The organism is Mesorhizobium sp. M7A.F.Ca.MR.148.00.0.0 (assembly GCF_003997735.1).
Lineage (GTDB): Bacteria > Pseudomonadota > Alphaproteobacteria > Rhizobiales > Rhizobiaceae > Mesorhizobium.
In genome coordinates this window covers 1-25,073 of the sequence record NZ_RZTB01000011.1, presented here as the reverse complement: position 1 = coordinate 25,073, position 25,073 = coordinate 1, and the positions used below count along the sequence as shown (strand labels likewise).

Here is a 25,073-nt window from a genome sequence, read left to right as displayed (position 1 = left end):
TGGAAACACGGCCCGGACGTTGGGTCCTTGGGAGGACTGGCACTCCGGCGCGGCTGCGCCGGAGCACCTTTAGCGGTCTCAGGCGATGTCGAAGCGGTCGGCGTTCATCACCTTGGTCCACGCCGCGACGAAATCCCTGGTGAATTTCGCCTTGGCGTCCGCCGACCCGTAGACCTCGGCAAGCGCGCGGAGCTGGGCGTGCGAGCCGAAGATCAGGTCGGCACGGGTGCCGGTCCACTTGACCGCCTTGGTCTTGCGGTCACGCGCCTCGTAGACTTCGTCGGAGCCGGCGGCCGGGTCCCAGACCGTGTTCATGCTGAGCAGATTGACGAAGAAGTCGTTGGTCAACGTACCCGGCCGGTCGGTGAGCACGCCGTGCTTCGACTTGGCCGTGTTGGCGCCGAGCACACGCAGACCGCCGACCAGAACCGTCATCTCGGGCGCGGTCAGCGACAGCAATTGCGCCCGGTCGACAAGCATGGCCTCGATCGACAGCGGCTGCCTGCCCCTGACATAGTTGCGGAAGCCGTCGACTTTCGGCTCGAGCGCGGCGAAGGAATGGACATCCGTCTGTTCCTGCGAAGCATCCATGCGGCCCGGCGTGAACGGCACCTTGGTCTCGTGACCGCCGTCCTTCGCCGCCTTCTCGACCGCAGCGACGCCGCCGAGCACGATAAGGTCGGCCAGCGAGATCTTTTTCCCGCCGGTCTGTGCCGCGTTGAACTCCGTCTGGATGGCTTCCAGCTTCGCCAGCACCGGCGACAGTTCCGCCGGCTGGTTGACGTCCCAATCCTTCTGCGGTGCCAGTCGGATACGTGCCCCGTTGGCACCACCGCGCTTGTCGGAATTGCGGAACGTCGAGGCCGAGGCCCACGCAGTCGAGACCAATTCGGAGACCGAAAGGCCCGATGCGAGGATCTTCGCCTTCAGCGACGCAATGTCCTGCTCGCCGACCAGTTCATGGTCGACCGCCGGGATCGGGTCCTGCCAGATCAGCTCTTCCTTCGGCACGAGCGGACCGAGATAACGAACGACCGGACCCATGTCGCGATGGGTCAGCTTGTACCAGGCGCGGGCGAACGCGTCGGCGAAATGGTCCGGATGCTCATGGAAGCGCCTCGAGATCTTCTCGTAGGCCGGATCGGCCCGCAGTGCGAGATCGGTCGTCAGCATGGCAGGCGCGCGGCGCTTGGACGGATCGTGGGCATCCGGCACGGTCCCGGCACCGGCGCCGCCCTTCGGCGTCCACTGATGCGCTCCCGCCGGGCTCGTGGTCAGCTCCCATTCGAAGTTGAACAGATTGTCGAAGAAGTTGTTGCTCCACTTGGTCGGCGTCGTGGTCCAGGTCACCTCGAGGCCCGAGGTGATGGCGTCGCCTGCAATGCCGGAGGCGTGCTTGCTCGACCAGCCGAGGCCCTGCGCCTCGATGCTCGAGCCTTCAGGCTCCGCGCCCACCAGCGAGGCATCGCCGGCGCCGTGCGTCTTGCCGAAGGTGTGACCGCCAGCGATCAGCGCCACGGTCTCCTCGTCGTTCATGGCCATGCGCGCGAAGGTCTCGCGGATGTCGCGTGCCGAGGCCAGCGGATCCGGCTTGCCGTTCGGCCCTTCCGGATTGACGTAGATCAGTCCCATCTGGACGGCGCCGAGATGGCCCTGGAGTTCGCGGTCGCCGGAGTAGCGCTTGTCGTCGAGCCACTTGGTTTCCGAACCCCAATCGACGTCCTGTTCGGGTTCCCAGACGTCGGCGCGGCCGCCAGCAAAACCGAAGGTCTTGAAGCCCATCGATTCCAGCGCGACGTTGCCGGTGAGGATCAGCAGGTCGGCCCAGGAGATCTTGCGGCCATATTTCTGCTTGACCGGCCACAGCAGCCGGCGCGCCTTGTCGAGATTGGCATTGTCCGGCCAGCTGTTGAGCGGAGCAAAACGCTGCTGGCCGGCCCCGGCGCCGCCACGGCCATCGCCGATGCGGTAGGTGCCGGCACTGTGCCAGGCCATGCGGATGAACAGCGGCCCGTAATGGCCGAAGTCGGCCGGCCACCACTCCTGCGAATCCGTCATCACCTGGTGCAGGTCCTTGATCACCGCATCGAGATCGAGCGACTTGAATTCCTCGGCATAGTCGAACTCTTCGCCCATCGGATCCGAAAGGTTCGATTGCTGATGGAGAACGCCAAGATCGAGTTGGTTGGGCCACCAGTCACGGTTGCTCCTGCTGGAGGATCCGTGTGCAACGGGGCATTTGCCGGCGCTGGGATCATCGGTCTGTGCGTCCATGTTCTTCTCCGATCGTGGCTGTGTTGAGCTGTTCAACTGCTGCGTGAACAGGGACGTTGGATGTCCCTGGAGGCGGTCCGTTTCATGGCTGGCGCGATGACCATATGCCCGATACGCGACCGAATATGTTGGATGTCCCGTTGCCGCGGGCATGCGCCTCACCAGGCGGTCCCGGCTGCTCCTCATCTTCGTTGGGACTCCTATAGCAAAGCCGCTTGATTAATTTAAGTTGGATTTCCTGATTACAGCGATAAGATGAAATTATGACAAACCTGACGCTGAAGCAGTTGCGTTATTTCGAGGCACTGGCGCGGCACAATCATTTCGGCCGTGCCGCCGATGCCTGCGCGATCTCGCAGCCCGCCATCTCGGTGCAGATCCGGGAGTTGGAGGAAACGCTTGGCACGGAGCTTTTCCAAAGAGGGCCACGTCAGGTCCGGCTGACCAATTTCGGCGAGGAATTCGCCTTGCGCGTTCGCGACATCCTGCGCTCGGTGGATGAGCTGACGGATCTGGCCCGCGCCTCGCGCGACCGGCTGGTGGGACGGTTGCGCATCGGGGTGATCCCGACGATCGCACCCTACCTTCTGCCTGCCATCATCGGCAACCTCGCCCGCATGCATGACGGGCTCGATATCCACGTGCGCGAAACGCAGACGCAGAAGCTGATCCAGGAACTGGCCGACGGGCGGCTCGACGCCGCCATCGTTGCCTTGCCGGTATCGGAAGCGTCGCTGACGGAAATCGTGCTGTTTGCCGAGAACTTCGTGCTGGTCCGACCCGGCGAGGATGAGGGAAAGCCGGTGCCCAACCGCGAAATGCTGCGCGAGATGCGGCTGCTCCTGCTCGAGGAAGGCCATTGTTTTCGCGACCAGGCGCTGTCGTTCTGCAACATGCATTCGGTGCGCCCAAGGGAGTTGCTGGACGGCAGCTCGCTGTCGACCCTGGTGCAGATGGTCGGCGCCGGCGTCGGCGTCACCTTGATCCCCGAAATGGCCGTGCCGGTGGAGACGCGCTCGGCGGCGGTCTCTATCGCCCACTTCGCCAACCCCCAACCGTCGCGGACGATCGGCATGATCTGGCGCAAGACAAGCCCGATCGCCAAACAGCTGCTGCTTATATCCGAAGTGGTTCGCCAGGCGGCCGAAGCATTGCGCGCGCAGCACAGTTCGGCATCGGTTGCGCAGCCTCTGAATCTGCCGGCAGCGGCCCAATGAAGGCAGGCTGACCTGATCGTCAGCCTGCCGCCTGGAACCGGATTTCGCCCTTGTTGAGGAAGCAGGTCTTGTCGAACAGCGACAGGTCCAGAGCGTTCGGCAACCGCACATCGCCGATATCGGGACATGGCTTCTCCGCCGGATCGTATGACCGATCGATCTGCGAGATGAAGACGAGGATCAATCCTTTGTCGCGGGCAAAGGCCTTCAGCGTGCGAACCTGCGCCATCAGGTCCGGGTTTTCCCGCTTCTGATCGAGCAGTTGCAGATAATCGATCACCACCAGCGTGCCGCGCGGCGCCGCACCCAATGCCTTGACGATATAGGCGGCACTGATGGCGTCGGAATTATCGAATGTGAACTGGTCGTTGAACTGCACCGGGTCCGCCCCGATGGCGCGAAATCGGTCCAGCACATCCCTTTGCGTATATTCGAGCGTAAAGAACACACCGCGATGACCTGATTTCATGGCTTCGACCGCGAGCTCGAGGCTCATCAGCGTCTTGCCGTGGCCGGGTCGGGCACCGACCAGAACCATATCGCCGGGCGCAAGTTGCGCAAACAGTCTGCCGGCAGGCGCTGCCTGGGATGCCTTGGCGACAAGCAGGCTCCAACTGGTGAAACCTTCCTGCGCTGCGACACGGTCAAGCGCTTCGTGCAGCGCAATCTTGGCCTCTCGAGACAAAAGCCTGGCTTGACGCTTGAGATGGTAGATGGGCGCGGACAGCTTCATGAAAACCTCCTGGTGCGAGCCTTTTCGCAACCCCTCCTTATGCCTGGCGCTCGACAGTCGGTTCAGTGATTGGATAGCGCCCTGCATGAACGATGCTTTCCCGGCGGAGGGAGGTGGCGTGGGCCGCGCCAGAATCAGATGATAACTCAATCCCTGCAGATCGAAAATCGCGGACCTCCAGGGATCAGGCTCCGGACTCGCGGCTCTTCACGATAGGAATTTTTTCTTGACTTCCTGCCCTCAGCTATGGTACATATTTGTTCATGGTGCTGATTTGCGCCAATGACCCGCCGCACAGGCGGGTTTTCGTTTGATGCTCCGTCAGCCAACGCGCCGACGGCCTCCGAAGGGACCCGCCAACCCGAGTTCGTTGCCCTGCTTCAAGGAAGCGAAGACGTCCGCCGCAAGCCTGGAGCCAGCATGTCGGCGTAGGCCGTTGCATGCATCGACCTGCTTTACGGCTCTTCATGCGGGTACGCTAAACAAGATGTGTTTCGCCCGATAATGCGAGGCCATCTATGATCGATTCTCGCGGCAATGCCGCAAGAAATCGCCATTCGCTTCGACAAGGAGAATTGATCCGGTGCGGTTGAGATCTGTTCCTCTGGGCGTCGTCGCCAGCTTTTTCGTCGCCGTCATCGCCGTGACGGTGTCGGCTCGATCCTTTGCCGCACCTTCTGACGTGCCGGCCTGGCTGCAGGCTCATGTCGGCAACAGCGACGGCCAGATCTCACAGATTGTCCTCGAACGAGCCCGCGCGCTTTACCGGAAGAAGGTCGCGCAAGGCGCTGTCAAGAACCCCTGCTACTTCGCCATGGATGCGACACGCCCCAGCGATCTGGGCAATGGCGTGCTCGGCCGTCGCTATTACGTCATCTGCGAGGCCAGCCAATCATTTCGCGCGATTTCGTCAGGCCACGGCAGCGGCCGGAATTTGAAAGGCGTCGTCGATTTTTCAAACGGCAAACGGTGCGCGAAGAACTTCGGCAATGCGATGGATTCATCGTTGACGGCCGGCGGCGCCTATATGACCAGAGAGGCCAAAACCTCGTTCAAGGGCTACTACCGCACCGGCGCGAAGCAGGACGCGGTTTTCCAGCGCACCTTCATCCAGTTCGACGGCGAAGGCGAAGCCGCGAACGCCAGGCAGCGGGTGATCGGCGGCCACGCAGCCCAGGTGCTGCACGGCATGTGCCTGCGCAAAAACCCGAACAGTTCGCACGCCGACCATGACGGCTTCGTGCCGTTCGGCAAGCTGGTGGACTATGCCGGCGGTCGCAGCAATGGCTGCACCAGCTGGTCGCCGGCGGATGCCAAGCGGATCATCCCGATGGTCAAGGACAATCCGACGACGCTCTACATCTATCCGGAATCGCGCGACATCACCGCGGTCGCAGCCGACCGTTCACAGCCGGGCGCCTACTGGAACGCGTCCTGCCTGAAGGAAATCGGCACACCGAAATTCTGGCCGAGAAAGACCCTTGAGCCGATCATCGCCCAATACAGGAAGGATCATCCGGCACCGCCGCCGCAGCCGCTGCCGATCTGCGAAGCGTCTTGAAGTCCGCATCGCGCCGCCGCGTCGATTAAGACCGTGCTGCTTTATGTTCGTCGTGCGAACCGCATTGATCGGCGGCCCTGCGACCCACCAGCAATGATTCAATCCGATCTCCAAGGTCAGCGCGCCAGCAGCTTCGGCCCCCGCCTCTCTCCTCGGCGTCGCTACTCAAAACAGCTGTGTGCATAAGGGCCGGATGGATCAGACTGGTTGAATGCTCTGGCCGAGGAGAGAATTTCCGGCACCACGTTCAGCCGATTGCGGTGGTTGGAACCAACGGCCTGCTACCCAGTTAGAAAGCCAGCAAGTCTGGTTGTAGCCTTGCCGCCATGTGAATCAAAACCCGCCGACGCAGTCTACGGCCTAGCAGGAGTGGCGACCTTGCAGCGGCGGTGGCCCGCTGGGAAACCGGTGTGCCTGCCTCCGCAACCTGGGCTGCACAGCCGCTGACGACAGCCCAGCAGACACCGTCGCCGACAGCCAAACAACAGGAGATATGCCGACATGAAAGCAGCCCGCATCCATGCTTTTGGCGGACCTGAGGTTGTTTCGATCGATCAAGTCCCCTTGCCTCAACCGCTTGACGACGAGGTTGTGCTCAGGGTTCGCGCCGCGAGCGTCAATCCGATCGACTACAAGATCCGCGAAAGTTCGACGAGCGAAACCCTGCCGGTCACGCTCGGGCGCGACGTGTCCGGCACGGTGGAAATATGCGGCACGCGGGCGCATACGTTGAAGAAGGGCGACCCGTTATTTGCGATGCTTGGTCATGACCGGGGCGGCAATGCCGAATTTGTCGTGGTCAAGGCGACGGAGGCGGCTGCGAAACCGGATCGTCTCAGCCATGTCGAAGCCGCGGCGGTGCCGCTTGCCGGCATCACTGCATGGCAGGGCCTTTTCGACCATGGCGGCCTCAAATCCGGGCAACGGGTTCTCATCCATGGCGGCGCCGGCGGCGTCGGCCATCTGGCGATCCAATTCGCCAAGGCGGCGGGCGCGTTCGTCGCGACAACCGTTTCCGCCGAGGACGCGGTTTTCGTGCGTGAGCTCGGAGCCGATCAGACGGTCGACTACAAGAACCAGCGTTTCGAAGAGGTCGTCGATGCGGTCGATCTGGTGTTCGACCTTGTCGCGGGCGACACGCAGGACCGCTCCTGGGAGGTGCTCAAGCCAGGCGGGACGCTCGTTTCCACTCTTTCCGAACCGTCGCAGGAAAAGGCAAACTTGCGCCGGGCGCGTGGCGTCTCCTATCTGGCCGAACCGAATGCGGCGCATCTTGCCGAGATCGGCCGCCTCATCGAGGCCGGCAAGGTCGCCCCCTTCGTGCAAGCCACCTACCCTCTTGGAGAGGTCGCCAAAGCGGAAGAACGGCTGGAAAATGAGCATGTGCGTGGCAAGATCGTGCTTGAGGTTTCCGCCTAGCGAGTTGGTGCTTCTGCCGTCCCTCTGGAACGGGTTATCCGATCCGCGCGTCGCCGTCGCGACTGTCGAGCCAATGACAGTCTTGACCATCATGCCGGCAGCGCAACCAAGAGCGTTCCGTGGATTCCGGAAGCAGAGCCGGATCACGGGCCGCCAAGCCAATTTTAGCGACAGATAGCGAAACGATTGTCCCCAAGCATCGTTTCGAAACCAGACATGAATTCAATGAGGAGCGATGATGCGTAAGCGTTGTGCCATCTCACGGTGACGGTCGTGATTGCAGTTGACAGCCTTGCCAAGCATGACTTATCCACGTCCACACGGTAATGGATTCTGCCGGGCATTACGCCGTACCGCTTCCCCGATGAAGCTGATGACTCCTACTCAACGCGAGCCACGCGAAGGAGTAGAGTCGTGCCTGGAATTCACTTTCTGTGTTCTCCCAATCAGGGTGCCGTCCTCGACGGAGCGTCGCACGCATGACGCCGGCATCGATTTTCGGCCTCCGTTTTCAGCAAATCCGCAGTCTCACAAAGTGGATCATGACCGTTGTCCCCATGGCGGTCGCGGTGGGATCGCTGATTGCACTATTTCTCTGGAGCCTCGACAGGGCGACAGAGCTTCGCTTCGCGTTTCCCTGGCTGATCTTCTGCATGCCGGTGGCGGGTTTTGCCATGGTCTGGGCCTATGGCAGCTTCGGGAAGTCCGCCGAAGGCGGCAACAATCTCATTGTCGATCAAATCCATGAACCGGGCGGCGGCGTGCCGTTCCGCATGGCTCCATTCATCCTGGTGAGCACTGTCATGACGCATCTTGTCGGCGGCTCGGCCGGACGAGAGGGTACGGCCGTCCAACTTGGTGGCAGCCTGGCAAGCGCATGTGGCAAGGTATTCAAGCTGCCTCCTGCCGACGTCCGCATCCTCCTGATGGCAGGTATTGCGGCGGGCTTCGGGGCGGTGTTCGGCACGCCGATCGCGGGAGCGGTCTTCGCCCTGGAGGTTCTCACCATCGGCCGGATGCAATATGAAGCGCTGCTGCCAGCCCTGCTCGCGGCGGTCGTTGCCGATTGGACCTGCCATGCCTGGAGCATCGGCCACGTCCACTACTCGATCACCTATCTCGGCGGTGTCGGCAAAGGGATCGGCTTCCATCTTGACGCTTTTCTGATGCTCAAGGTGGTGATCGCTGGCGTCGCCTTTGGGCTGGCCGCACACGTCTTTGCAGAACTCTCTCATCAAGCGTCTTCACTCTACAAGACAATCCTGCCCTACGCTCCGCTACGGCCCGTGCTGGCGAGTGCCATGCTGATTGGTCTCGTCTACCTCCTTGGTACACGGGAGTATCTCGGCCTGGGCGTCTGGTCCCCCAATCCTGATGACGCGACGCTCCTTGGCTTCTTCCGTCCGGATCATATCGACTACTGGAGCTGGGCCTGGAAAGGGCTTTTCACCATCGTCACCCTGAGCGCAGGCTCCAAGGGCGGTGAGGTCACGCCTCTGTTCTTCATCGGCGCGGCCCTCGGCAGTGCGGTTGCAGGCGTCCTCGGTGCACCGCCAGACCTGTTCGCAGCTCTTGGATTCGTGGCGGTTTTCGCTGGCGCAACCAATACACCGCTCGCCTGCATGATCATGGGCATCGAACTGTTCGGGGCCACACACGCCGTCTATCTGGCGGTCGCCTGCTTCGTTGCCTATCTCTGTAGCGGCCATTCCAGCATCTATCTCTCCCAACGGGTCGGCGTGCCGAAGACGGTCGCCGCCAATGACATTCCGCCGGATATTTCCGTTCGCCACATGCGCGACATGAACGCCCAAGCCATGGGCGACCTCATTAGCCGTGCACGGCTGCGCTCCCTCCGGACAACCGCAAACTTTCAGGAAAGGCCTACCGTCATGACCAGCCACAAGCTCACCTCCCGCGAAGTTGGGATGGTCCGCATCTACATGAAGCCGCGCGAGAAAGCAGTCGGCAAGGCTGCTTGGTTCGGCAGTGGCAAGCCCCTCTACAGGGAGTTGGTCATGCAGGCCAAGGCCGCCGGTATCATGAATGCCGTCGCGCATAGCACTCATTTCGGATACTCGAACCATGGGAAGCTTCAGCAGGAGGGCGTGGAGATTCCCAATCCCGATCTGACCATGTGCGTCGAACTGATCGCGGACCGTGAGCAACTCGAAGATTTCTGCTGCACCCATGGGGCGCTCCTGAGGAACAAGGTGATCGTCTACAAACACATCGAGCACTGGGATGTTCTCGGCCACGAGATCGCCGCCCAAGAGGCGCTGATGAAGGCTACACTTTGAAGAGACCGGAATGATCTACTCGGTCGTCTTCGTCGGCGCTGGGATCGCGTCGTGCGCTGCCGAAGGAAATCCAGGCGCTCTGGCCCGAAAATAGCGACGGCAACGAATCCGACGGCTTTGCGAGCAACCTTGCCGAGGCTGGCGCGCCGAGGGCGTCAGTCTCGCAAACGGTTGGCGGCATGATCCTGGTGCTGCTCGGTCGCGATCTGCCTGGAGTCCAAACCGCGTTCTTTGGAATGCTGTGCCTTGTCGCGATTGGACAGAACCTTGTTTTCTTCAAGCTTGTCTTTTGGCGTTACGGTCATGGCGCCTGTGCCAGAACCCTTTCCCTGCGAACCTGCTCCGATGTGTTTCTTGCTCCCGCGTGCCATGGCTGCCTCCAATCTATGACAAATGTTCCAGGATCGGTGCTCATCTAGTCGTCAGGACGGTTTTTGTGATGGACGCTTTCCTGATTTTTACCGCGAAGGATGTTGCGGTCGTCCGGATCGACGAGGTCAGGCGTGTCGGTCCTCATGTCCGATCCCTTGCGCAGCGCTTCGCGTTCCGCCGCTGATCGTTTCAGATCCGCCTCTGAATCGAAATCCTTGCCGGCATTCCTTGTGTTTTCCCGCTCTTCAATGATGCGAATTTGTTGGTCATGGGTTTTGCGTCCAGTCATCGCTTCCTCCGGCGTGTTCGTGTTGGCGCTCGAAAGTCATCGGCCGCCTCTAAGGTCGGGTCACGGCGTTTGCCTGTCCGAGCCGGCTCTCGTGCTGATAATGGCAAGGTGACGGGATCGTTCCGAAGGCGTTGAATAAGCTTTTCGCCGGATGGCTCGGTTCACCGAGGCGCTCACGTTGACCGAGGCCGCCGCCCCGCCTTCTGAACCAATACGTCCTTTGAACGTTTCGGCGACCGCCGGACTGGTGCCGGACGCCTTTCCGTCGCGCTCCAGCTCAGCGCAGGAAATCGACCACAGCCTGGATGAACTCTGCCGGATATTCGATGTTCGACAGATGGACCGCGGGCAGCACTATCAGCTTCGCGCCGGGCACCGCCGCGGCAATCATCTCGCCGTGGCTGGCTGCTGTCACCGTGTCGTGCCGACCGGCGATCACCAGCGTCGGCCGCGATATCAGTGCTACGGTGCGGCGAAGATCGGCGTCGCGAACCGCCGCGAACAGGCCCGCCAGACCTTGCCGGTCGATAGCCAGCAGCATGATGCGAAACTCTTCGACCACCGGCTCGTTGGCGGCAACCATCGACGTGGGGAACCAGTTGCTCAGGAACGTCTCGGCGGTTTCCGACATGTCCGGCGCCTGCCGCACCGCGGCAATCCGCTCGTCGAAATAGCTTGCCGGCGAGAGATGGGACGAGGTGTTGCTCAGGATCAGCCGGTCGATCCGCTCGGGCGCGTGGATGCCGAGCCACTGCGCGACGAACCCGCCGAGCGACAGGCCAAGGAAATGTACGCGTTGCAGGTCGAGCGCGTCGAGCAGCTCGATGACGTCGCGGCCAAGCCGGTCGAGCGAGTAGGCGCCGACGGGAACGCTCGATCCGCCATGGCCGCGAAAATCGTAGCGCAAGACACGGAAATGCTTCGACAATTCGCCGATCTGCCTGTCCCACATGTGCAGCGTGGTGCCGATGGAATTCGACAGCACCAGCACCGGCTTGCTTGCCTCGCCATCGAAGCGGTAGGCGATGCGCGTGCCGTCGCCCGTTGTGACGAAATTCAGCTCATTCATGATGAAGATTCCTTCTGGAACGTTGAACGAGACAGAGCCTAGCCGTGAAGCGATTTTGTTGATATTACAAAGATAGGACGATCTCTGTAATAAAAACTGACATGGCCGAATTCACCTTGCACGACCTGCAATGCTTCGATGCAGTGGTCCGCACCGGCGGTTTTCAACCTGCGGCGGCCATGCTGTATCGCTCGCACCCGGCGGTGTTCGCCGCCGTCGCCAAGCTGGAACGACAGCTCGGCCTCATCCTTTTGGACCGCAGCGGCTATCGCGTGCGTCCGACCGAGGCCGGGCTTTCGTTCCACCGCCGAACGCTATCGCTGCTGCGCGAGTTGGACGGTTTGCGCGTCCATGCCGCCCAGTTGGCGATGGGTGAGGAAAGCGAGATCCACGTGGTGATAGGCGACCTGTGCCCGCGCCCGCATGTGCTGGGCATGCTCGGGCGGTTCTTCGCACAGTGCCCCGGCACGCGCCTGCATCTGCATTTTGAAGCGGTGGGCGGCCCATGGGAGCGTCTATTCGATGACGAAGCCGATCTGATCCTGCACTGGGTCGACAAGGGCGATGCGCGGGTGGAATGGGTCGATCTCTGCAAGGTGTCCTTCATTCCCGTGGTGGCGCCGGGCTTTCTGCCCGAGCGTATCGAGCAGCCGATCACTCTGGACCAGATGCAGGCACTCACCCAATGCGTCATGCGCGACAGCGCCCGCCATTCGCCACAACAAAACTATTCGCTGATCGAAGGCGCGCCGCAATGCCTCGTCGCCGACCAGGGCATGAAGAAGGAGATCATCCTGCAGGGCCTTGGCTGGGGCCACCTGCCCCGCTTCCTGATCGAGGAAGAACTGCATGACGGGCGCCTGCAATCCATTGCCGGCCGCCATCTGCCGGGCCGCACCGACGAACTGGTGGTGGCGCGGCGCCGCGACCGGCCGCATGGGCCGATCGCCAACCGGCTGTGGGATCATATCCAGCAGGAAGCGCCGGCATTGCGCCGCGCATTGGAGCCGAGCAGGCCCGCCGGACAGATACCGACCAACCTGTCGCGAAAGGCGCAAGTGGAAACCGGTCGCTGATGACCGGCCGTGCAATGCCAGGTCCTCTCGGGTCCCGTCCAGCGATCACTTCTTGACATACGCTCCGGGCTGGCGGCCGCTCTTCGGAGCCTTGGCGTCCTTTGAACGCTCCGCGATAGCGGGGCCGGCCCCGGACGTCTTTTCGGTTGCGGCGCTCGGCGTGACTTGCCTTGGCGGGTTTTGTCCCTCCGACTGGCGGGTGCGGTCTTCTACTTCATCCTTCCTGCGGGTGAGCCCCATTCCGCCTGCGGGCTTCTTGTTGGCGGCCGCATCCTGGGAGAATTCATCGGAAGCGTCGGCATCGGTCTTTGCCGGATATTTCGTCGCACCGGTTTCATAGCGGGTTTCGTTCTCAGTCATGACATCTCTCCAGTTGCATGACGGATAAACATCTCAGCGGTATCCGAGTTCCAACTCCTGGACTTCGATTCTGGACGGATCTGGGTTCCGGGAGCGCCCGGTCGGCCACCCAAGCGACGAGATGAGCAGCACCCTACTGCAGCAGGCCCTTGACGATGCCGCTCGCCTTGCCGAAATCCATCTGGCCGGCATATTTCTGCTTCAGTACGGCAATCACCTTGCCCATGTCCTTCTGGCTGGCCGCACCGGTCGCGGCGATCGCCTCGCGCGCCGCAGCCGTCACCGCCGCATCGTCCAACTGCGTCGGCAGGAAGGTGCGGATGATCTCCATCTCGCCACGCTCCTGCGCGGCGAGTTCGGGCCGTTTGCCGTCGTCGAAGGCTTTGGCCGATTCCTCGCGCTGCTTCACCATCTTGGCCAGGATCTGCAGGATCTCCTCGTCGCTGGCCGGCTCCTTGCCCGAACCGCGATTGGCGATGTCGCGGTCGTGAATAGCCGCCTGGATCAGCCGCAATGTCGGCAGCCGGTGCTTGTCCTGCGCCTTCATCGCGCTCTTCAGGGATTCGGCGATTTTGCCGCGCATGGTGCATTCTCCTTCGATCGGCGCGGACAATAGCGCCAGGCGCAAGCCAAGGCAAACCCTGATATGCCGGGGCAAGCCACTGATTTTGCTAGGTGAAATAAAACATGGCGGCATTTCGCATGATCATTGACCGTCCTGCCCCCTTCCCCTATGTACTGGGCCTTGCATGAACGGAAATTTGACTGCGTGGGAGCCGCGAAATCGCCGCTTCGCGCCGTTTGCCGCGCAGATGGCCTCCCGGGGCGGTTGCAGCGCGCGGCCTGATAGGAGTGCCGCATGGCCGAGATGACGCCCGCCTTGACCCCCGCATGGGCCACTGAAAAGCCGACCGCCCTTCTGGTGCTGGCCGACGGCACCGTCATCGAAGGTCGCGGTCTCGGTGCCACCGGCTCCGCCGTCGCCGAAGTCTGCTTCAACACGGCGCTGACCGGCTACCAGGAAATCCTCACAGACCCGTCCTATGCCGGCCAGATCGTCACCTTCACCTTCCCGCATATCGGCAACATCGGCACCAATGACGAGGATATCGAGGACCTCAATCCCGCCGCCCGCGCCGGCGCCGTCGGCGCCGTGTTCAAGGCCGATGTCACCAACCCTTCCAACTATCGCGCCGGCACCGGTCTCGACCAATGGCTGAAGAAGCGCGGCATCGTCGCCCTGTCGGGCATCGACACGCGCGCGCTGACAGCACTGATCCGCGAAAAGGGCATGCCCAACGCCGTGATCGCACACGCGCCCGACGGCGTGTTCGATCTCGACGATCTGAAGCGGCGCGCTGCCGCATGGTCGGGCCTGATCGGGCTCGACCTCGCCAAGGATGTCACCTCGGGCCAGTCCTCGGTCTGGCGCGAGACGCCCTGGGTGTGGAACGAAGGCTTTGGCGAACAGACCGAACCGACAATGCACGTCGTCGCCATCGATTATGGCGTCAAACGCAACATATTGCGCCTGCTCGCCGGCCTCGGCGCCAAGGTCACGGTGGTGCCGGCCAAGACCGGCGCCGAAGAAATCCTTGCCATGCAGCCGGACGGCATTTTTCTCTCCAATGGCCCCGGCGACCCGGAAGCCACCGGTGACTATGCCGTGCCGGTCATTCGGGATCTGTTGAAGACCGACATCCCGGTGTTCGGCATCTGCCTCGGCCACCAGATGCTGGCACTGGCGCTGGGCGGCAAGACCGCCAAGATGCACCAGGGCCATCACGGCGCCAACCATCCGGTCAAGGATCACACCACCGGCAAGGTCGAGATCGTCTCGATGAACCACGGCTTTGCCGTCGATGCCGACTCGCTGCCATCAGGCGTCGAGGAAACCCACGTCTCGCTGTTCGATGGTTCGAACTGCGGCATCACGCTGACCGGCCGGCCGGTGTTCTCGGTCCAGCATCACCCGGAAGCTTCGCCCGGCCCGCAGGATTCGCACTATCTGTTCCGTCGCTTCGTCAATTTGATCCGCGAAAAGCGCGGCGAGGAATTGCTGGCCGAGCGGGCTTAGCGGACCGCCGCGACGGCGCGGCACAGTTTTGGGGCAAAGACATGCGCAAAAATACGAACCTACATGCCGCTGAAGAAGCCCTTGAAGACGCCGCAGATGTGGCGATCTACGATGAACGCAAGGCTCAGCTGAAAATCGAAAAAACACTGCCCGCTGACGTGACCATGGATATCTTGCAGGGCCGGCTCACGCTCGCCGAACTGGCGCAGATCAATATTCGGCATTCCGAGTAAATGAATTGAGCACTAAATCCTCGACGAAGAAGCTTTGATCATTCGAAGGCAAATCGCGTGACTTCGACATTTGGCTGAGACTTGCCTCCCATCGTCATCCACGGGCGGAGCAAGGAGCGTAGCGACGCAGCGCAGACCCGAGGATGACGATGCTTGGGGGCGCGGCCAATATCCATGGAACAACAGTCCGCTAAAGCGAATGATGGATAGTGCCACCGGCAGACCTCCAAGCAGCACGAGCGCCACCCTTACGCCACCGGCCGGCCTTCACTGGCTTCCAGGACGGCGAACCATTTCTGGCGGTCGAGCACGATATCGAGCGCCTTGACCATGGCGGCCAGCCGTTCCGGCTTCATCGAACCCAGCACCGGCACCAATCGGGCCGGATGGCGCAGTAGCCAGGCGATGGCGACTGCGGCAAGATCGCCGGCACCGATTTCCGCTGCCACCTCGGCAAGCGCTGCCCGCACCCGCGCCTCGCGCCCCTCCTTGCCGGTGAACAGCGAGCCGCCCCCGAGCGGCGACCAGATCATCGGCGCATAGGCAAGGCGCTGCGCGTGGTCGAGGCTGCCATCGGTCAGCGCTGATGTCTTCAGCACCGACATCTCGATCTGGTTGGTGGCGAGCGCGAACGGCATTCGCGAGGCCAGCAGATCGAACTGCGACGGCGTGAAATTGGAGACGCCGACCGCCCTCACCTTACCGGCTTTGACCAGGCCGGCCAGTGCCGTCGCCGTCTCATCGGCATCCATCAACGGGTCCGGCCGATGCAGCAGCAACAGGTCGAGATAGTCGGTGCCGAGATTGGCGAGCGAGCGGTCGACCGAGGCCGCGATATGAGTGGCGCTGGTATCGTAGTGCTTCAGCCGGTTGTCCGGCCGGTTTGGCGATTTCTTCATGATGTCGCATTTCGAGATCAGTTCGATGCTGTCGCGCTTGCCTTTCCAGCGCGCCAGCCCGGCGCCGAAGGCCGCTTCAACCTCATAGTGCCCATAGATGTCGGCATGATCAAAGCTGGTCAGTCCGAGATCGACGGCGGTGCCGATCAGCCGTGCGACCTGATCGGCATCCGGGCGGTCGGCGCTGTCGAGCAGACGCGAGGCGCCGAAGACCAACCGCGACAGCGACAGTCCGTCCCGAGTCAGCGCAATGCGGCTGTCATGGCTCACACCTGCGCTCCATCTTCGGCGACGCCGACGGAGACATTTGCGCGCGCCGCGGGCCTCGCCACCTTGGTGACGAAGACGATGACCGCCAGCGTCAGAAAACATGCGCCGACCAGATAGGGCGCACCGCCGAAGGTCGCCGACGCGCTTGGCCCGGTGAACCAGGAAAAGATCGCCGTATAGAGCAGCGGCGTGATGATCGAGGTGATCGAGAAGATCGAGGTCATCGCGCCCTGCAACTCGCCCTGCGCCGAAGGCGGCACCTTGGCGGCGGCGAGGCTCCTCAGCGGCGGATCGGCCAGCGCTTCCAGACAGCCGACGACGATCACCGCATAGATCATCCAGCCTTGCGACGCGAAGGCATAGCCGAAAGCGCTGGCTGCCGTGAATGTCAGGCCGATGACCGCCGTCTTCCACTCGCCAAGCCTCGGGATCACTCGCGGCAGAACCGTCGCCATGACGATCGCACCGCACAGGCCGAAGGCGCCGAGCGAGAAGCCGATCTGCTGCTCGCTCCAGCCATAGCGGTAGCTGGAGACGAACGACCAGACCGCCGGATACATCATGTGTCCGAGCGTCATCAGGAAGAAGACAAGCCCGATCCAGCCGATGCCTTGATATTGGCGCATCTGCAGCAGCGTGCCGACCGGGTTGGCGCGTTTCCACTCGAAGCGGCGGCGATGCTTGTCATCGAGCGTTTCCGGGAGGAAAAACAACGCAATGAGGAAATTCACGAAGGCGAGCCCGGCGGCGAAATAGAATGGCACGCGCGGCCCGAACGTGCCGAGCAGCCCGCCCAGAACCGGCCCGATGACGAAGCCGACGCCAAACGCGATACCGAGCAGGCCGAAATTCTTTGCCCGGTTCTCATCGTTCGAGATATCCGCGATGAAGGCTGAAGTCGTCGAATAGCTGGCGCCTGAAATGCCGGCCAGCACACGCCCGATGAACAGCATCGGGTAGGACCAGGCGACCGCGCAGATCAGATTGTCGATGGAGAAGGTCAGCACCGATGCGAGCAAGATCGGCCGCCGCCCGAACCGGTCGCTCAAGCCGCCCATGATCGGCGCGAAGACGAACTGCATCGCCGCATAGACGAAGAACAGCCAGCCGCCTTCGATCGCCGCGCCACTGATGCTGACCCCGGTCAATTCCTTGAGATAGGCCGGCAGCACCGGCATGATCATGCCGAAGCCGATAATGTCGAGCAGCAGCGTGGTGAAGACGAGCGCAAGGCCCCGTCTGGCGGTTTTGGGATCGATCATGCTGGGTCAAGCTCCTCTGCTCGCCCTCAGGCGCAGGCGGACGCAGCTTATAGGCGAGCTCGCGGCAAGGAACAATGCGGGAACAGGCCGAATCTGGTCATCCTGACACCCCCTGACGACAACATCGCCGGCAGGTGAAGCTTGAAAACGGTCTGGTCAGATCGGCCCACTCAGCGTGTTGCAATCCGACAGCTTGCCGCTCTTGTAACCACGCGCCAGCCAGGTCTGCCGCTGCTGCGAGGTGCCGTGGTTGAAGCTTTCCGGTACGACATAGCCCTGCGTCTTCTTCTGCAGCGTGTCGTCGCCGATCTTTTGGGCAGCATTGAGCGCCTCTTCGAAATCGCCCTGCTCCAAGATGCCCTTCTGCCCGGTGAAATGCGCCCACACCCCGGCGAAGCAGTCGGCTTGCAGCTCGATGCGCACCGACATCTGGTTGGCCTCCGCCTGGTCCATGCCTTGCCGCATCTGGTTGAACTTGGACATAATGCCCGTCAAGTTCTGCACGTGGTGGCCTACCTCGTGCGCGATCACATAGGCTTGGGCGAAGTCGCCAGAGGCGCCGAACTGCTGGTCAAGTTGCTGGAAGAAAGTTGTATCGAGATAGACCTTGTGGTCGCCCGGACAATAGAACGGCCCGGCGGCCGACGATGCCGAGCCGCAGGCCGAACGGATCTGGCCGCTGAACAGCACCAGCTTCGGGTCCTCATATGTCAGCCCCTGCGATTTGAAGATGCCGGTCCACGTGTCCTCGGTCTCGGCCAGCACGGTCGCCACGAACTGCTTCATCTCATCATTGGCGGGCGTAGCAGAGCCGCTGTCCTCGGTAATCTGGCCGCCGCCGCCCGGCGCCAGTCCGCCGCCGCCGCCACCCAGGATCGTCGACGGATCGAAGCCGAAATACCATCCGGCCAGCACCACCAGGATGACAAGGAAGATGCTGCCGCCGCCACCGGTGCGGCCGCCGATCGGAATGCGGAACTGGCCACCGCCGCCGCCGAGCCCGCCACCGCCGCTGCGGTCGTCCTCGATATTGTCACTCTGACGACGGCCTCTCCAGAGCATGGCAACTCCTCGCGCTGCAAACTTCCCCGTTGTTGCGGGGCTCAACCCAACAAACAACTATCTCAATGGTTGCTCCAAGTCACAGTATTTTTCCAGACCGCGGCGGTTCTGGCATGACGGCCTCACCGCTCTGGCCGAGAGTGCGCAAGGCCTGTAGCATTGCTCGTGGATGGGGGATGTATTGGGCTTGAAGACGATCGGTTCGTTCCTGTCGCTGATTGCGGCGTTGTTTTGCCTCGGCACGCCGGTAGCCGGCGCGGTGACGCTCGATTCCAGCGTTGCCGTCACCGACCCCGCCACCTTGCAGGCACTGGAGCGTGGCGGACTGTCGATCAGCCGCCTGCTGGGGCCAGCGCTCGGCCTGACCCGCGAGGTCGACAATCGCGGCCTGTTTTCGGTGCCGGCTTTGGCGACAGTGCGCGACACGGTCAAGCAGCAGATCGCCGACGAGCCGAAGACCAGTCCGGACCCCTATGTCGCCGACATGGCCGGATCGAAGGACACCAGCCAGAAATTCAACCCGAAATACATCGACGACGACGGCTCGACGCTGGATCTCACCGGCGTCGTCAACCGCATGGACCGCGGCTATCTCGGGCACACAGAATGCGGCGAGATCCGGCTGATCTACCGCTTCCACTATTCGATTGCTGAAAAGCCGGTCAAGGGAAAGGCAGGCCAGCGCATTTCCTCGCGGCTGCCGTTGACCATGAGCCTGGTGTTCAACGCCAAACCCAGGCAGGCACAAGCGCGCGCCTCCAAGGACCTGCCAAGCGCCACCGACGTGTCCTGCGCCGATGTTGCCCAGCGCTGGCTGGCAGCCGGAAAGAAAGACCTGCCACCCGACCAGCTTGCCGCCTGGCTGCGCTCCGACGAGGGGCCGCTCTCGGGCGCCATGCTCAATTCGTCGCAGATCATGCGGCTCGAACTCAACATGCAGGTGCTCAGGCTGTCGGCCTCGACGCGGCGCGATTTCGGCGGCCATGCCGAATACCTCCTGAAGATCTTCAAATGGGATCCGGCGACGTCCAGCTTCTATGAAGCGAAGATGGAAAACCAGATCGACCGCGCCACCGTGCTGGCCGACAAGCCGTCTTTCGCCAAATGGCTGCTCACCGACCGCAACATCTACGACCTCGACCATGGCCGGCTGGTCATCGATGAAAAATTCCTGGCCAGGAGCGCCGTCTCCGTCGCACCCGGCGGCCTCAGCCGGTCGCAGAACAACATCGTCTACGGGCTGGTCGACGACGCCGACATCGACAAGGCGCTGAAGGACTACGTCGCCAAAGGCAACACGCTCGCCACCATCAAGTCGGCGGCCGGCTTCAAATTGCGGCTCAACGAGATGAGCTGCACCGGCTGCCATCAGACGCGCGGCATTGCCGGCTTTCATTACACCGGCGCCGATCCGGCCAGCGAGCCGCGCCGCAACGCCGTCTTCGTGCCGGGCTCGGCCGTGTTCTTCGCCGACCTGCCGCGCCGCCGCGCCATCGTCGAGCAGTTCGCCGCCGGCAGTCACCCGGACTTTACGCGCGGCTTCGCCGCCCGTCCGGACGCCAGATATGCCGAGGCGCTGAAAGGCACCGACCTCTACAATGGCTGGGGCTCGATCTGCTATCGCGGCGAGGATGCAAGTTTCAAGGACTGGAACTGCGGTGCGGGCCTGCGCTGCGCAGGCGTCCACGAAAGCGCCATCCATCCGGGCTTCGGCACCTGCGTCAGCGAGGCCGGCACCGCGGTCGGTGATCCCGTCGAGTTCGGCGAGATCAAGATGTCGAGCTGGGGCAACGACCAATATTGCCGCATCTCGCCGACCACCGCCAAGGCCTGCGCCATCGACCCGGCGCGGGACAAGAAGCCGCCGGTCAAGCTCGCCGGCTATGGCGCGGCGCGCCAGCGCTACGACAATCCGCAGCAGAAGACCGGCGGCTTTCCCGGTGGCATGCTGCGCAAGGCGAGCTGCGACAAGCTTCCCGACGAGGCGACGTGCGGGCGTCTGGCCAAGACCGGCTTCAACGACTGTATCGCGTCGGGCAAGGACCACAAATTCTGCACGAAGGAATTCACCAAGACCGCCGGCCTGCGCGCCTGCGACAAGGCGCATCCCTGCCGCGAGGACTATATCTGCACGGCAGGCTATGATGATCTGGCGCAAGCAAAAGCCGGCAAAGGCACCTGCATCCCACCCTATTTCATCTTCCAGTTCCGCGTCGACGGCCACCCGCGCAGCTGGGTGCAGGATGTCAGGGAGTGAGGGAACGGTTTGCCGCAGGCAAATTGAAAGGTCCACTGGACCTTTCAAAAGGCTCGAACGCCCGCAGCCATAGCGGAGGGCGATAGACACTGCCGCAAGAAAGGACGTAAACCACGTCCAACAGCGGCCTTGGCCTGCAGCCAATCACGTCAGACGCCTAATCTTCCTGTTTGGCGCCGGCGCTCTTGCCGTCAGAGCTCTTCGACCGTTCCTCGAAACGCGCCGCGCCCTTTTTAAGCGGACGGCCGGTTTCCGCCTCGGTCTTGCGCTCCTCCCTCGCCGCCGCCTGTTTCAGTCCCGCGGCCGCCTGCTTGCCCTTTGCGGTCGGTGCTTGTTCGATGCCCATCGCTTCCTCCGTTCGCGCGACAAAACGCGCGCTGTCGGGAGCAACGTGCCCGGCGTGCCACGGTTCCGGCAGCGCCGGAAATCTGGCGGCTCAGCGCGCCGTCATCGCCTTGCGGAAAGCTTCCAGCGTCTCGGCGCTGACATGGTGCTCGATGCCTTCGGCGTCGATGCGCGCCGTCTCGGCGCTGACACCAAGCGAGCGCAAAAAGGCTTCCACCGTCTGATGGCGGATGCGGCTTTGCTCCGCGACCTTGCGGCCGGCATCGGTCAGGAACACGCCGCGATAGGGCTTTCTCGACACCAGGCCGTCGGCGCACAGCCTGGTCAGCATCTTGGCCACTGTCGGCTGGGCGACGCCCAGGCGTGCGGCGATGTCCACCTGGCGCGCCTCGTTGCCGTCTTCGATCAGGTCGGCGATCAGCTCGACATAATCCTCGACCAGCGCGCTGCGGCGCGCTTCGCGCTGCTGCCGGAAGCCCTCCGAATGAATTTCGGCGTCGAGCAGCGGCTCGCGCGGGACCGGTCTGTTCTTCAGCGCCAATACGCGCTCCTCCCAGGACTATTGCCATCCATGCTTTCATAGCACGGGCTCTGATTCTTCAGGCCGTTTATTTGCATTCCGCAACAGGTGCAACCGGACTTCCGATTGCGAGTTCGCCCGATACCGCCAGCAGAATAAAAAGCACCGACAATGAAATATAGCATATTGCATAATGTTGAGCCATGGCATAGCTTTAGGGAACATCGCCCAGTCTCCCGGAAAGCCCTCCCCCATGTCCGAAGTCGAAGCCACAGCCTCCCGTTCCTCATGGCGGTTCGCCAGGCCCGACGAGGACGAGGAGCCCAGCCTGCGCGAGGTCAACGCGTCGATCGCCGTTCCGAGTTCGGGGGTCTGGTTCCGCCGCCTGTTCGCCTTCATGGGTCCCGGCTACATGGTCTCGGTCGGCTATATGGATCCGGGCAACTGGGCGACCGACCTCGCCGGCGGCGCGCAGTTCGGCTACACGCTGCTGTTCATCATCATGCTGTCCAACCTGATGGCGATCCTTTTGCAGGCGCTGGCGGCACGACTCGGCATCGCCACCGGCCGCGACCTCGCCCAGGCCTGCCGCGCCTACTATCCCCGTCCAGTCAACTTCGTGCTGTGGATTGCCTGCGAACTGGCCATCATCGCCTGCGACCTGGCCGAAGTCATCGGCACCGCGATCGCGCTGCAACTTCTGTTCGGCATTCCGCTTATCGGCGGCGCCATGCTGACGGCGCTCGACGCCTTCCTCGTGCTGCTGCTGATGAACAAGGGCTTCCGCTATCTCGAAGCTTTCGTCGTCACGCTGCTGATCATCATCTTCAGCTGCTTCGCCATCCAGATCTTTGTCGCCGCCCCGCCGGCCGGCTCGATCCTGCATGCCATGTTCGTGCCGTCGTCGCAGATCGTCACCAACCCGGAGATGCTCTACATCGCCATCGGCATCATCGGCGCCACCGTCATGCCGCACAATCTCTATCTGCACTCCTCAATCGTGCAGACCCGCGCCTATGAACGCACCGAAAAGGGCAAGCGCGACGCCATCAAATGGGCAACGACGGACTCGACCATCGCCCTGATGCTGGCTTTGTTCGTCAATGCCGCGATCCTGATCGTGTCGGCGGTCGCCTTCCACAACACCGGCCATCAGGATGTTGCCGAGATCGGCCAGGCTTTCGAGCTGTTGTCGCCGCTGCTCGGCCTTGGCATCGCCTCGATCCTGTTCGCGGTGGCGCTGCTGGCTTCCGGCCTGAACTCGACGGTGACCGCAACGCTTGCCGGCCAGATCGTCATGGAGGGTTTCCTGCGCCTGCGCATCCCCAACTGGGCACGCCGGCTCTTGACGCGCGGCCTCGCCATCATCCCGGTGGTGGTCGTCACCGCGCTCTATGGCGAAAAGGGCACCGGCCAGTTACTGGTGTTCAGCCAGGTGATCCTGTCGATGCAGTTGCCCTTCGCGGTCGTCCCGCTGGTGCAGTTCGTCTCCGACAAGAAGAAGATGGGCAATCTCGCCATTCCGCGCGGCGTCGCCGCCCTTGCCTGGGTAGTCGCCGCGGTCATCCTGGGGCTCAACTTCAAGCTGCTCTACGACACCATGTTCGGCATCGGCTAAGCTCCGCTTCTAAAATCGACTACCGTGCGCAAAGGGTAGTCTCGCGACAAATCGGCAATCCGCGCTATGTTGTCCCCCAGCATGGCCCGGATCGAAGACATCAGGAAATTCTACGCGCGGCTGCTGGTCGCCCATGCCGGCTCGCCCGACCCACGCCTGGAAGCGGCTTTCGCCGAGGTGCCGCGCGAAGCGTTTCTCGGTCCCGGTCCGTGGACGGTCATCGCCGGCAACGGCAAGGTCACGACGCCGAGCGCCGACCCGGCCCATGTCTACCAGAACGTGCTGGTGACGCTCGACGACGACAAGGGCATCAACAATGGCGAGCCCTTCCTGCATGCCATGTGGATCGGAAAGCTTGCGGCTAAACCTGGCGAGGCCGTCACTCATATCGGCGCCGGCACCGGCTACTACACCGCCGTGCTGGCCAGGCTGGTTTTACCAGGCGGCACCGTCACCGGCTTCGAACTCGACGAAAAACTGGCCGATCTGGCGCGCAAAAATCTCGAAGCATATGGCAATGCAACGGTCGTCCATGGCGATGCGGTGACGACGCCCCTGCCGCCATCCGACATCATCTACGTCAATGCTGGCGTCGCAGCGCCACCAGCAGGGTGGCTGAAGGCGCTGCGGCCCGGCGGCCGCATGATCTTCCCTTGGCGCCCGGCCGAGCGCGTCCCGCTGGCGGTGATGGTGATCCGCACCGAAAAAGGCTTCGCCTGCGATCCGTTCATGCGGTCGTGGTTCATTCCCTGCGTCGGCGCCTCGCTCGCAGACTCAGCGTCGAGGATCCCGACGCGCGAGCAGGCCGCGCGCAGCCGCTCGATCTGGCTGGTGCAGGACAGGGCGCCGGACGACACCGCCACCGCCATATCGGGCGATGTCTGGTTCTCGTCGGAAGATCTCCATCCCGGGCCTCGCAAATGATGGTGGTTTGCCAAAATTTCATATGTCCTGTCGGACCGGTGGCTCGTCGCCCGTCCTTGGGCTGAAGTCCGGCCACGACGGCGTGGACCGAAGAGCGGGAGCATTGGAATGAGAAAGATCATCTCTGCGACATTCGTCAGCCTCGACGGCGTCATGCAGGCGCCCGGCGGCCCGCAAGAGGATCCGGTCGGCGGCTTCAAGTTCGGCGGCTGGACCTTCCATTACTTCGACGAGGCGGGGGGCGCGGCGATGGATGAACTGTTCTCCAAGCCTTTCGCCCTGCTGCTCGGCCGCAGAACCTACGACATCTTCGCCGCCTACTGGCCGTATCAGAAGGATCCGATCGCGGATGCCTTCAACCCCGCGACCAAATATGTGGCGACGCATCGGCCTGACACCCTCACCTGGCAGAACACGCAAGCGCTCGGACCCGATATCGTCGCGACGTTGCGCCGCCTCAAGCAGGAGGATGGACCTGACCTGCTCATCCAGGGATCTGGCGATCTGATCCAGACCTTGCTCGCCAACGGGCTGATCGACGAAATTCGGCTGATGATCTTCCCGCTGTTGCTGGGCAAGGGCAAGCGGCTGTTCGGCGACAGCGCGATGCCGGCCGCCTTCAAGCTCATCAAGTCGCAGGCAACCAGCACAGGCGTCATCATGGCGACCTACGAACGATCAGGCGAGATCAAGGTCGGCTCGTTTGTCACAGGAGAAGCATCCGACGCCGAGCTCGAGCGACGCAAGAATTGGAAGTAGCAGGACCTGGGTTCCTCGCCCCACGATGAAAGATCGACCCCCACTCCGTCTCGGCTTCGCCGAGCCACCTCTCCCCCGATCGACGGGGTAGAGGAAAGGCGCGAGCTTTAGAAAGGTTGGCTCCCTTCCTCTCCCTCCGGAGGGGGGAGAGGTGGCGCTGCGAAGCAGCGACGGAGT

23 protein-coding genes are annotated in these 25,073 nt (G+C 62.6%); 11 read left to right on the top strand and 12 right to left on the bottom strand.

Translation table 11 applies throughout. From position 1 onward, the window contains the following. Positions 1 to 78: 78 nt before the first annotated feature. Positions 79 to 2,274, bottom strand: coding sequence for a catalase/peroxidase HPI (gene katG, locus EOB49_RS06410; protein WP_127380515.1), 2,196 nt, complete (start codon positions 2,272 to 2,274; stop codon positions 79 to 81). A gap of 263 nt (positions 2,275 to 2,537) precedes the next feature. Between katG and EOB49_RS06405 the strand changes: the two genes are divergently transcribed. Further along, a complete protein-coding gene (locus EOB49_RS06405; protein ID WP_127380514.1) occupies positions 2,538 to 3,491 on the top strand; it encodes a hydrogen peroxide-inducible genes activator in 954 nt (317 codons plus the stop codon). 19 nt (positions 3,492 to 3,510) lie between these two features. Here EOB49_RS06405 and EOB49_RS06400 read toward each other — a convergent pair whose 3' ends face one another. Beyond that, the gene (locus EOB49_RS06400) at positions 3,511 to 4,224 is read right to left on the bottom strand and encodes a DNA helicase (protein WP_127380513.1); all 714 of its coding nucleotides are present in this window, start codon (positions 4,222 to 4,224) and stop codon (positions 3,511 to 3,513) included. A gap of 583 nt (positions 4,225 to 4,807) precedes the next feature. On the opposite strand from EOB49_RS06400, the gene EOB49_RS06395 reads away from it, so the two are divergent. The 3 genes from EOB49_RS06395 to EOB49_RS06385 all read left to right on the top strand — a co-directional run bounded on the left by EOB49_RS06395 (position 4,808) and on the right by EOB49_RS06385 (position 9,504). Next, positions 4,808 to 5,785, top strand: coding sequence for a hypothetical protein (locus EOB49_RS06395; RefSeq protein WP_127380512.1), 978 nt, complete (start codon positions 4,808 to 4,810; stop codon positions 5,783 to 5,785). Positions 5,786 to 6,286: 501 nt separating this feature from the next. After that, on the top strand, positions 6,287 to 7,204 hold the full coding sequence (locus EOB49_RS06390; RefSeq protein ID WP_127380511.1) for an NADP-dependent oxidoreductase: 918 nt from the start codon (positions 6,287 to 6,289) through the stop codon (positions 7,202 to 7,204). Between the two features lie 479 nt (positions 7,205 to 7,683). Continuing rightward, positions 7,684 to 9,504 carry a DUF190 domain-containing protein gene (locus tag EOB49_RS06385; protein WP_127380510.1) on the top strand — a complete coding sequence of 607 codons (1,821 nt, stop codon included), beginning with the start codon at positions 7,684 to 7,686 and terminating at the stop codon, positions 9,502 to 9,504. Positions 9,505 to 9,659: 155 nt separating this feature from the next. Here EOB49_RS06385 and EOB49_RS06380 read toward each other — a convergent pair whose 3' ends face one another. From EOB49_RS06380 to pcaD, 3 genes are all read right to left on the bottom strand, one after another. After that, positions 9,660 to 9,875 (bottom strand): hypothetical protein, encoded by a 216-nt coding sequence (locus tag EOB49_RS06380; RefSeq protein WP_127326277.1) that lies wholly within the window; start codon positions 9,873 to 9,875, stop codon positions 9,660 to 9,662. Positions 9,876 to 9,919: 44 nt separating this feature from the next. Next, positions 9,920 to 10,165 carry a hypothetical protein gene (locus EOB49_RS06375; RefSeq protein ID WP_127380509.1) on the bottom strand — a complete coding sequence of 82 codons (246 nt, stop codon included), beginning with the start codon at positions 10,163 to 10,165 and terminating at the stop codon, positions 9,920 to 9,922. Positions 10,166 to 10,442: 277 nt separating this feature from the next. After that, complete coding sequence (gene pcaD / locus EOB49_RS06370; RefSeq protein WP_127380508.1) at positions 10,443 to 11,234, bottom strand: 3-oxoadipate enol-lactonase; 792 nt, start codon at positions 11,232 to 11,234, stop codon at positions 10,443 to 10,445. A gap of 101 nt (positions 11,235 to 11,335) precedes the next feature. On the opposite strand from pcaD, the gene EOB49_RS06365 reads away from it, so the two are divergent. Further along, positions 11,336 to 12,310 (top strand): LysR family transcriptional regulator, encoded by a 975-nt coding sequence (locus EOB49_RS06365; RefSeq protein WP_127380507.1) that lies wholly within the window; start codon positions 11,336 to 11,338, stop codon positions 12,308 to 12,310. A 45-nt stretch (positions 12,311 to 12,355) separates the two neighbouring features. Here EOB49_RS06365 and EOB49_RS06360 read toward each other — a convergent pair whose 3' ends face one another. Next, positions 12,356 to 12,670, bottom strand: coding sequence for a hypothetical protein (locus EOB49_RS06360; RefSeq protein WP_127380506.1), 315 nt, complete (start codon positions 12,668 to 12,670; stop codon positions 12,356 to 12,358). A gap of 133 nt (positions 12,671 to 12,803) precedes the next feature. Beyond that, the gene (locus tag EOB49_RS06355) at positions 12,804 to 13,253 is read right to left on the bottom strand and encodes a GatB/YqeY domain-containing protein (protein ID WP_127380505.1); all 450 of its coding nucleotides are present in this window, start codon (positions 13,251 to 13,253) and stop codon (positions 12,804 to 12,806) included. A 276-nt stretch (positions 13,254 to 13,529) separates the two neighbouring features. On the opposite strand from EOB49_RS06355, the gene carA reads away from it, so the two are divergent. Both carA and EOB49_RS06345 read left to right on the top strand, forming a co-directional pair. After that, positions 13,530 to 14,747, top strand: coding sequence for a glutamine-hydrolyzing carbamoyl-phosphate synthase small subunit (gene carA, locus EOB49_RS06350; RefSeq protein WP_127380504.1), 1,218 nt, complete (start codon positions 13,530 to 13,532; stop codon positions 14,745 to 14,747). Positions 14,748 to 14,788: 41 nt separating this feature from the next. Next, positions 14,789 to 14,980, top strand: coding sequence for a hypothetical protein (locus EOB49_RS06345; RefSeq protein WP_127326272.1), 192 nt, complete (start codon positions 14,789 to 14,791; stop codon positions 14,978 to 14,980). A gap of 248 nt (positions 14,981 to 15,228) precedes the next feature. Here the strand turns inward: EOB49_RS06345 and EOB49_RS06340 are convergent, their stop codons facing one another. The 3 genes from EOB49_RS06340 to EOB49_RS06330 form a co-directional block, all read right to left on the bottom strand. Then, the gene (locus tag EOB49_RS06340; RefSeq protein ID WP_127380503.1) at positions 15,229 to 16,149 is read right to left on the bottom strand and encodes an aldo/keto reductase family oxidoreductase; all 921 of its coding nucleotides are present in this window, start codon (positions 16,147 to 16,149) and stop codon (positions 15,229 to 15,231) included. Next, positions 16,146 to 17,411 (bottom strand): TCR/Tet family MFS transporter, encoded by a 1,266-nt coding sequence (locus EOB49_RS06335; RefSeq protein ID WP_127380502.1) that lies wholly within the window; start codon positions 17,409 to 17,411, stop codon positions 16,146 to 16,148. Before EOB49_RS06335 ends, EOB49_RS06340 begins: the two co-directional genes overlap by 4 nt. A 156-nt stretch (positions 17,412 to 17,567) precedes the next feature. After that, positions 17,568 to 18,473 carry a neutral zinc metallopeptidase gene (locus EOB49_RS06330; RefSeq protein ID WP_127380501.1) on the bottom strand — a complete coding sequence of 302 codons (906 nt, stop codon included), beginning with the start codon at positions 18,471 to 18,473 and terminating at the stop codon, positions 17,568 to 17,570. A gap of 187 nt (positions 18,474 to 18,660) precedes the next feature. On the opposite strand from EOB49_RS06330, the gene EOB49_RS06325 reads away from it, so the two are divergent. Then, positions 18,661 to 20,730 carry a hypothetical protein gene (locus tag EOB49_RS06325; protein ID WP_245472553.1) on the top strand — a complete coding sequence of 690 codons (2,070 nt, stop codon included), beginning with the start codon at positions 18,661 to 18,663 and terminating at the stop codon, positions 20,728 to 20,730. A 157-nt stretch (positions 20,731 to 20,887) separates the two neighbouring features. On the opposite strand, the gene EOB49_RS06320 is transcribed toward EOB49_RS06325, so the two are convergent. Continuing rightward, a complete protein-coding gene (locus EOB49_RS06320; RefSeq protein ID WP_127380499.1) occupies positions 20,888 to 21,076 on the bottom strand; it encodes a hypothetical protein in 189 nt (62 codons plus the stop codon). Between the two features lie 90 nt (positions 21,077 to 21,166). Continuing rightward, a complete protein-coding gene (gene mntR, locus EOB49_RS06315) occupies positions 21,167 to 21,616 on the bottom strand; it encodes a manganese-binding transcriptional regulator MntR (protein WP_127271216.1) in 450 nt (149 codons plus the stop codon). 232 nt (positions 21,617 to 21,848) lie between these two features. Here mntR and EOB49_RS06310 point away from each other — a divergent pair, with 232 nt between their 5' ends. The 3 genes from EOB49_RS06310 (at position 21,849) to EOB49_RS06300 (ending at position 24,896) form a co-directional block, all read left to right on the top strand. Continuing rightward, positions 21,849 to 23,213, top strand: coding sequence for an Nramp family divalent metal transporter (locus EOB49_RS06310; protein WP_127380498.1), 1,365 nt, complete (start codon positions 21,849 to 21,851; stop codon positions 23,211 to 23,213). 81 nt (positions 23,214 to 23,294) lie between these two features. Next, a complete protein-coding gene (locus EOB49_RS06305) occupies positions 23,295 to 24,137 on the top strand; it encodes a protein-L-isoaspartate O-methyltransferase (RefSeq protein WP_164781603.1) in 843 nt (280 codons plus the stop codon). 108 nt (positions 24,138 to 24,245) lie between these two features. Then, the gene (locus tag EOB49_RS06300) at positions 24,246 to 24,896 is read left to right on the top strand and encodes a dihydrofolate reductase family protein (RefSeq protein WP_127380496.1); all 651 of its coding nucleotides are present in this window, start codon (positions 24,246 to 24,248) and stop codon (positions 24,894 to 24,896) included. Positions 24,897 to 25,073: the final 177 nt, after the last annotated feature.

What these genes read in the sequence shown, in the direction of transcription:
- katG (WP_127380515.1), bottom strand. Translation starts at nt 2,274, where the DNA reads ATGGACGCACAGACCGATGATCCCAGCGCCGGCAAATGCCCCGTTGCA.
- EOB49_RS06405 (WP_127380514.1), top strand. Translation starts at nt 2,538, where the DNA reads ATGACAAACCTGACGCTGAAGCAGTTGCGTTATTTCGAGGCACTGGCG.
- EOB49_RS06400 (WP_127380513.1), bottom strand. Translation starts at nt 4,224, where the DNA reads ATGAAGCTGTCCGCGCCCATCTACCATCTCAAGCGTCAAGCCAGGCTT.
- EOB49_RS06390 (WP_127380511.1), top strand. Translation starts at nt 6,287, where the DNA reads ATGAAAGCAGCCCGCATCCATGCTTTTGGCGGACCTGAGGTTGTTTCG.
- EOB49_RS06385 (WP_127380510.1), top strand. Translation starts at nt 7,684, where the DNA reads ATGACGCCGGCATCGATTTTCGGCCTCCGTTTTCAGCAAATCCGCAGT.
- EOB49_RS06380 (WP_127326277.1), bottom strand. Translation starts at nt 9,875, where the DNA reads ATGGCACGCGGGAGCAAGAAACACATCGGAGCAGGTTCGCAGGGAAAG.
- EOB49_RS06375 (WP_127380509.1), bottom strand. Translation starts at nt 10,165, where the DNA reads ATGACTGGACGCAAAACCCATGACCAACAAATTCGCATCATTGAAGAG.
- pcaD (WP_127380508.1), bottom strand. Translation starts at nt 11,234, where the DNA reads ATGAATGAGCTGAATTTCGTCACAACGGGCGACGGCACGCGCATCGCC.
- EOB49_RS06365 (WP_127380507.1), top strand. Translation starts at nt 11,336, where the DNA reads ATGGCCGAATTCACCTTGCACGACCTGCAATGCTTCGATGCAGTGGTC.
- EOB49_RS06360 (WP_127380506.1), bottom strand. Translation starts at nt 12,670, where the DNA reads ATGACTGAGAACGAAACCCGCTATGAAACCGGTGCGACGAAATATCCG.
- EOB49_RS06355 (WP_127380505.1), bottom strand. Translation starts at nt 13,253, where the DNA reads ATGCGCGGCAAAATCGCCGAATCCCTGAAGAGCGCGATGAAGGCGCAG.
- carA (WP_127380504.1), top strand. Translation starts at nt 13,530, where the DNA reads ATGGCCGAGATGACGCCCGCCTTGACCCCCGCATGGGCCACTGAAAAG.
- EOB49_RS06345 (WP_127326272.1), top strand. Translation starts at nt 14,789, where the DNA reads ATGCGCAAAAATACGAACCTACATGCCGCTGAAGAAGCCCTTGAAGAC.
- EOB49_RS06335 (WP_127380502.1), bottom strand. Translation starts at nt 17,411, where the DNA reads ATGATCGATCCCAAAACCGCCAGACGGGGCCTTGCGCTCGTCTTCACC.
- EOB49_RS06330 (WP_127380501.1), bottom strand. Translation starts at nt 18,473, where the DNA reads ATGCTCTGGAGAGGCCGTCGTCAGAGTGACAATATCGAGGACGACCGC.
- EOB49_RS06320 (WP_127380499.1), bottom strand. Translation starts at nt 21,076, where the DNA reads ATGGGCATCGAACAAGCACCGACCGCAAAGGGCAAGCAGGCGGCCGCG.
- EOB49_RS06310 (WP_127380498.1), top strand. Translation starts at nt 21,849, where the DNA reads ATGTCCGAAGTCGAAGCCACAGCCTCCCGTTCCTCATGGCGGTTCGCC.
- EOB49_RS06305 (WP_164781603.1), top strand. Translation starts at nt 23,295, where the DNA reads ATGGCCCGGATCGAAGACATCAGGAAATTCTACGCGCGGCTGCTGGTC.
- EOB49_RS06300 (WP_127380496.1), top strand. Translation starts at nt 24,246, where the DNA reads ATGAGAAAGATCATCTCTGCGACATTCGTCAGCCTCGACGGCGTCATG.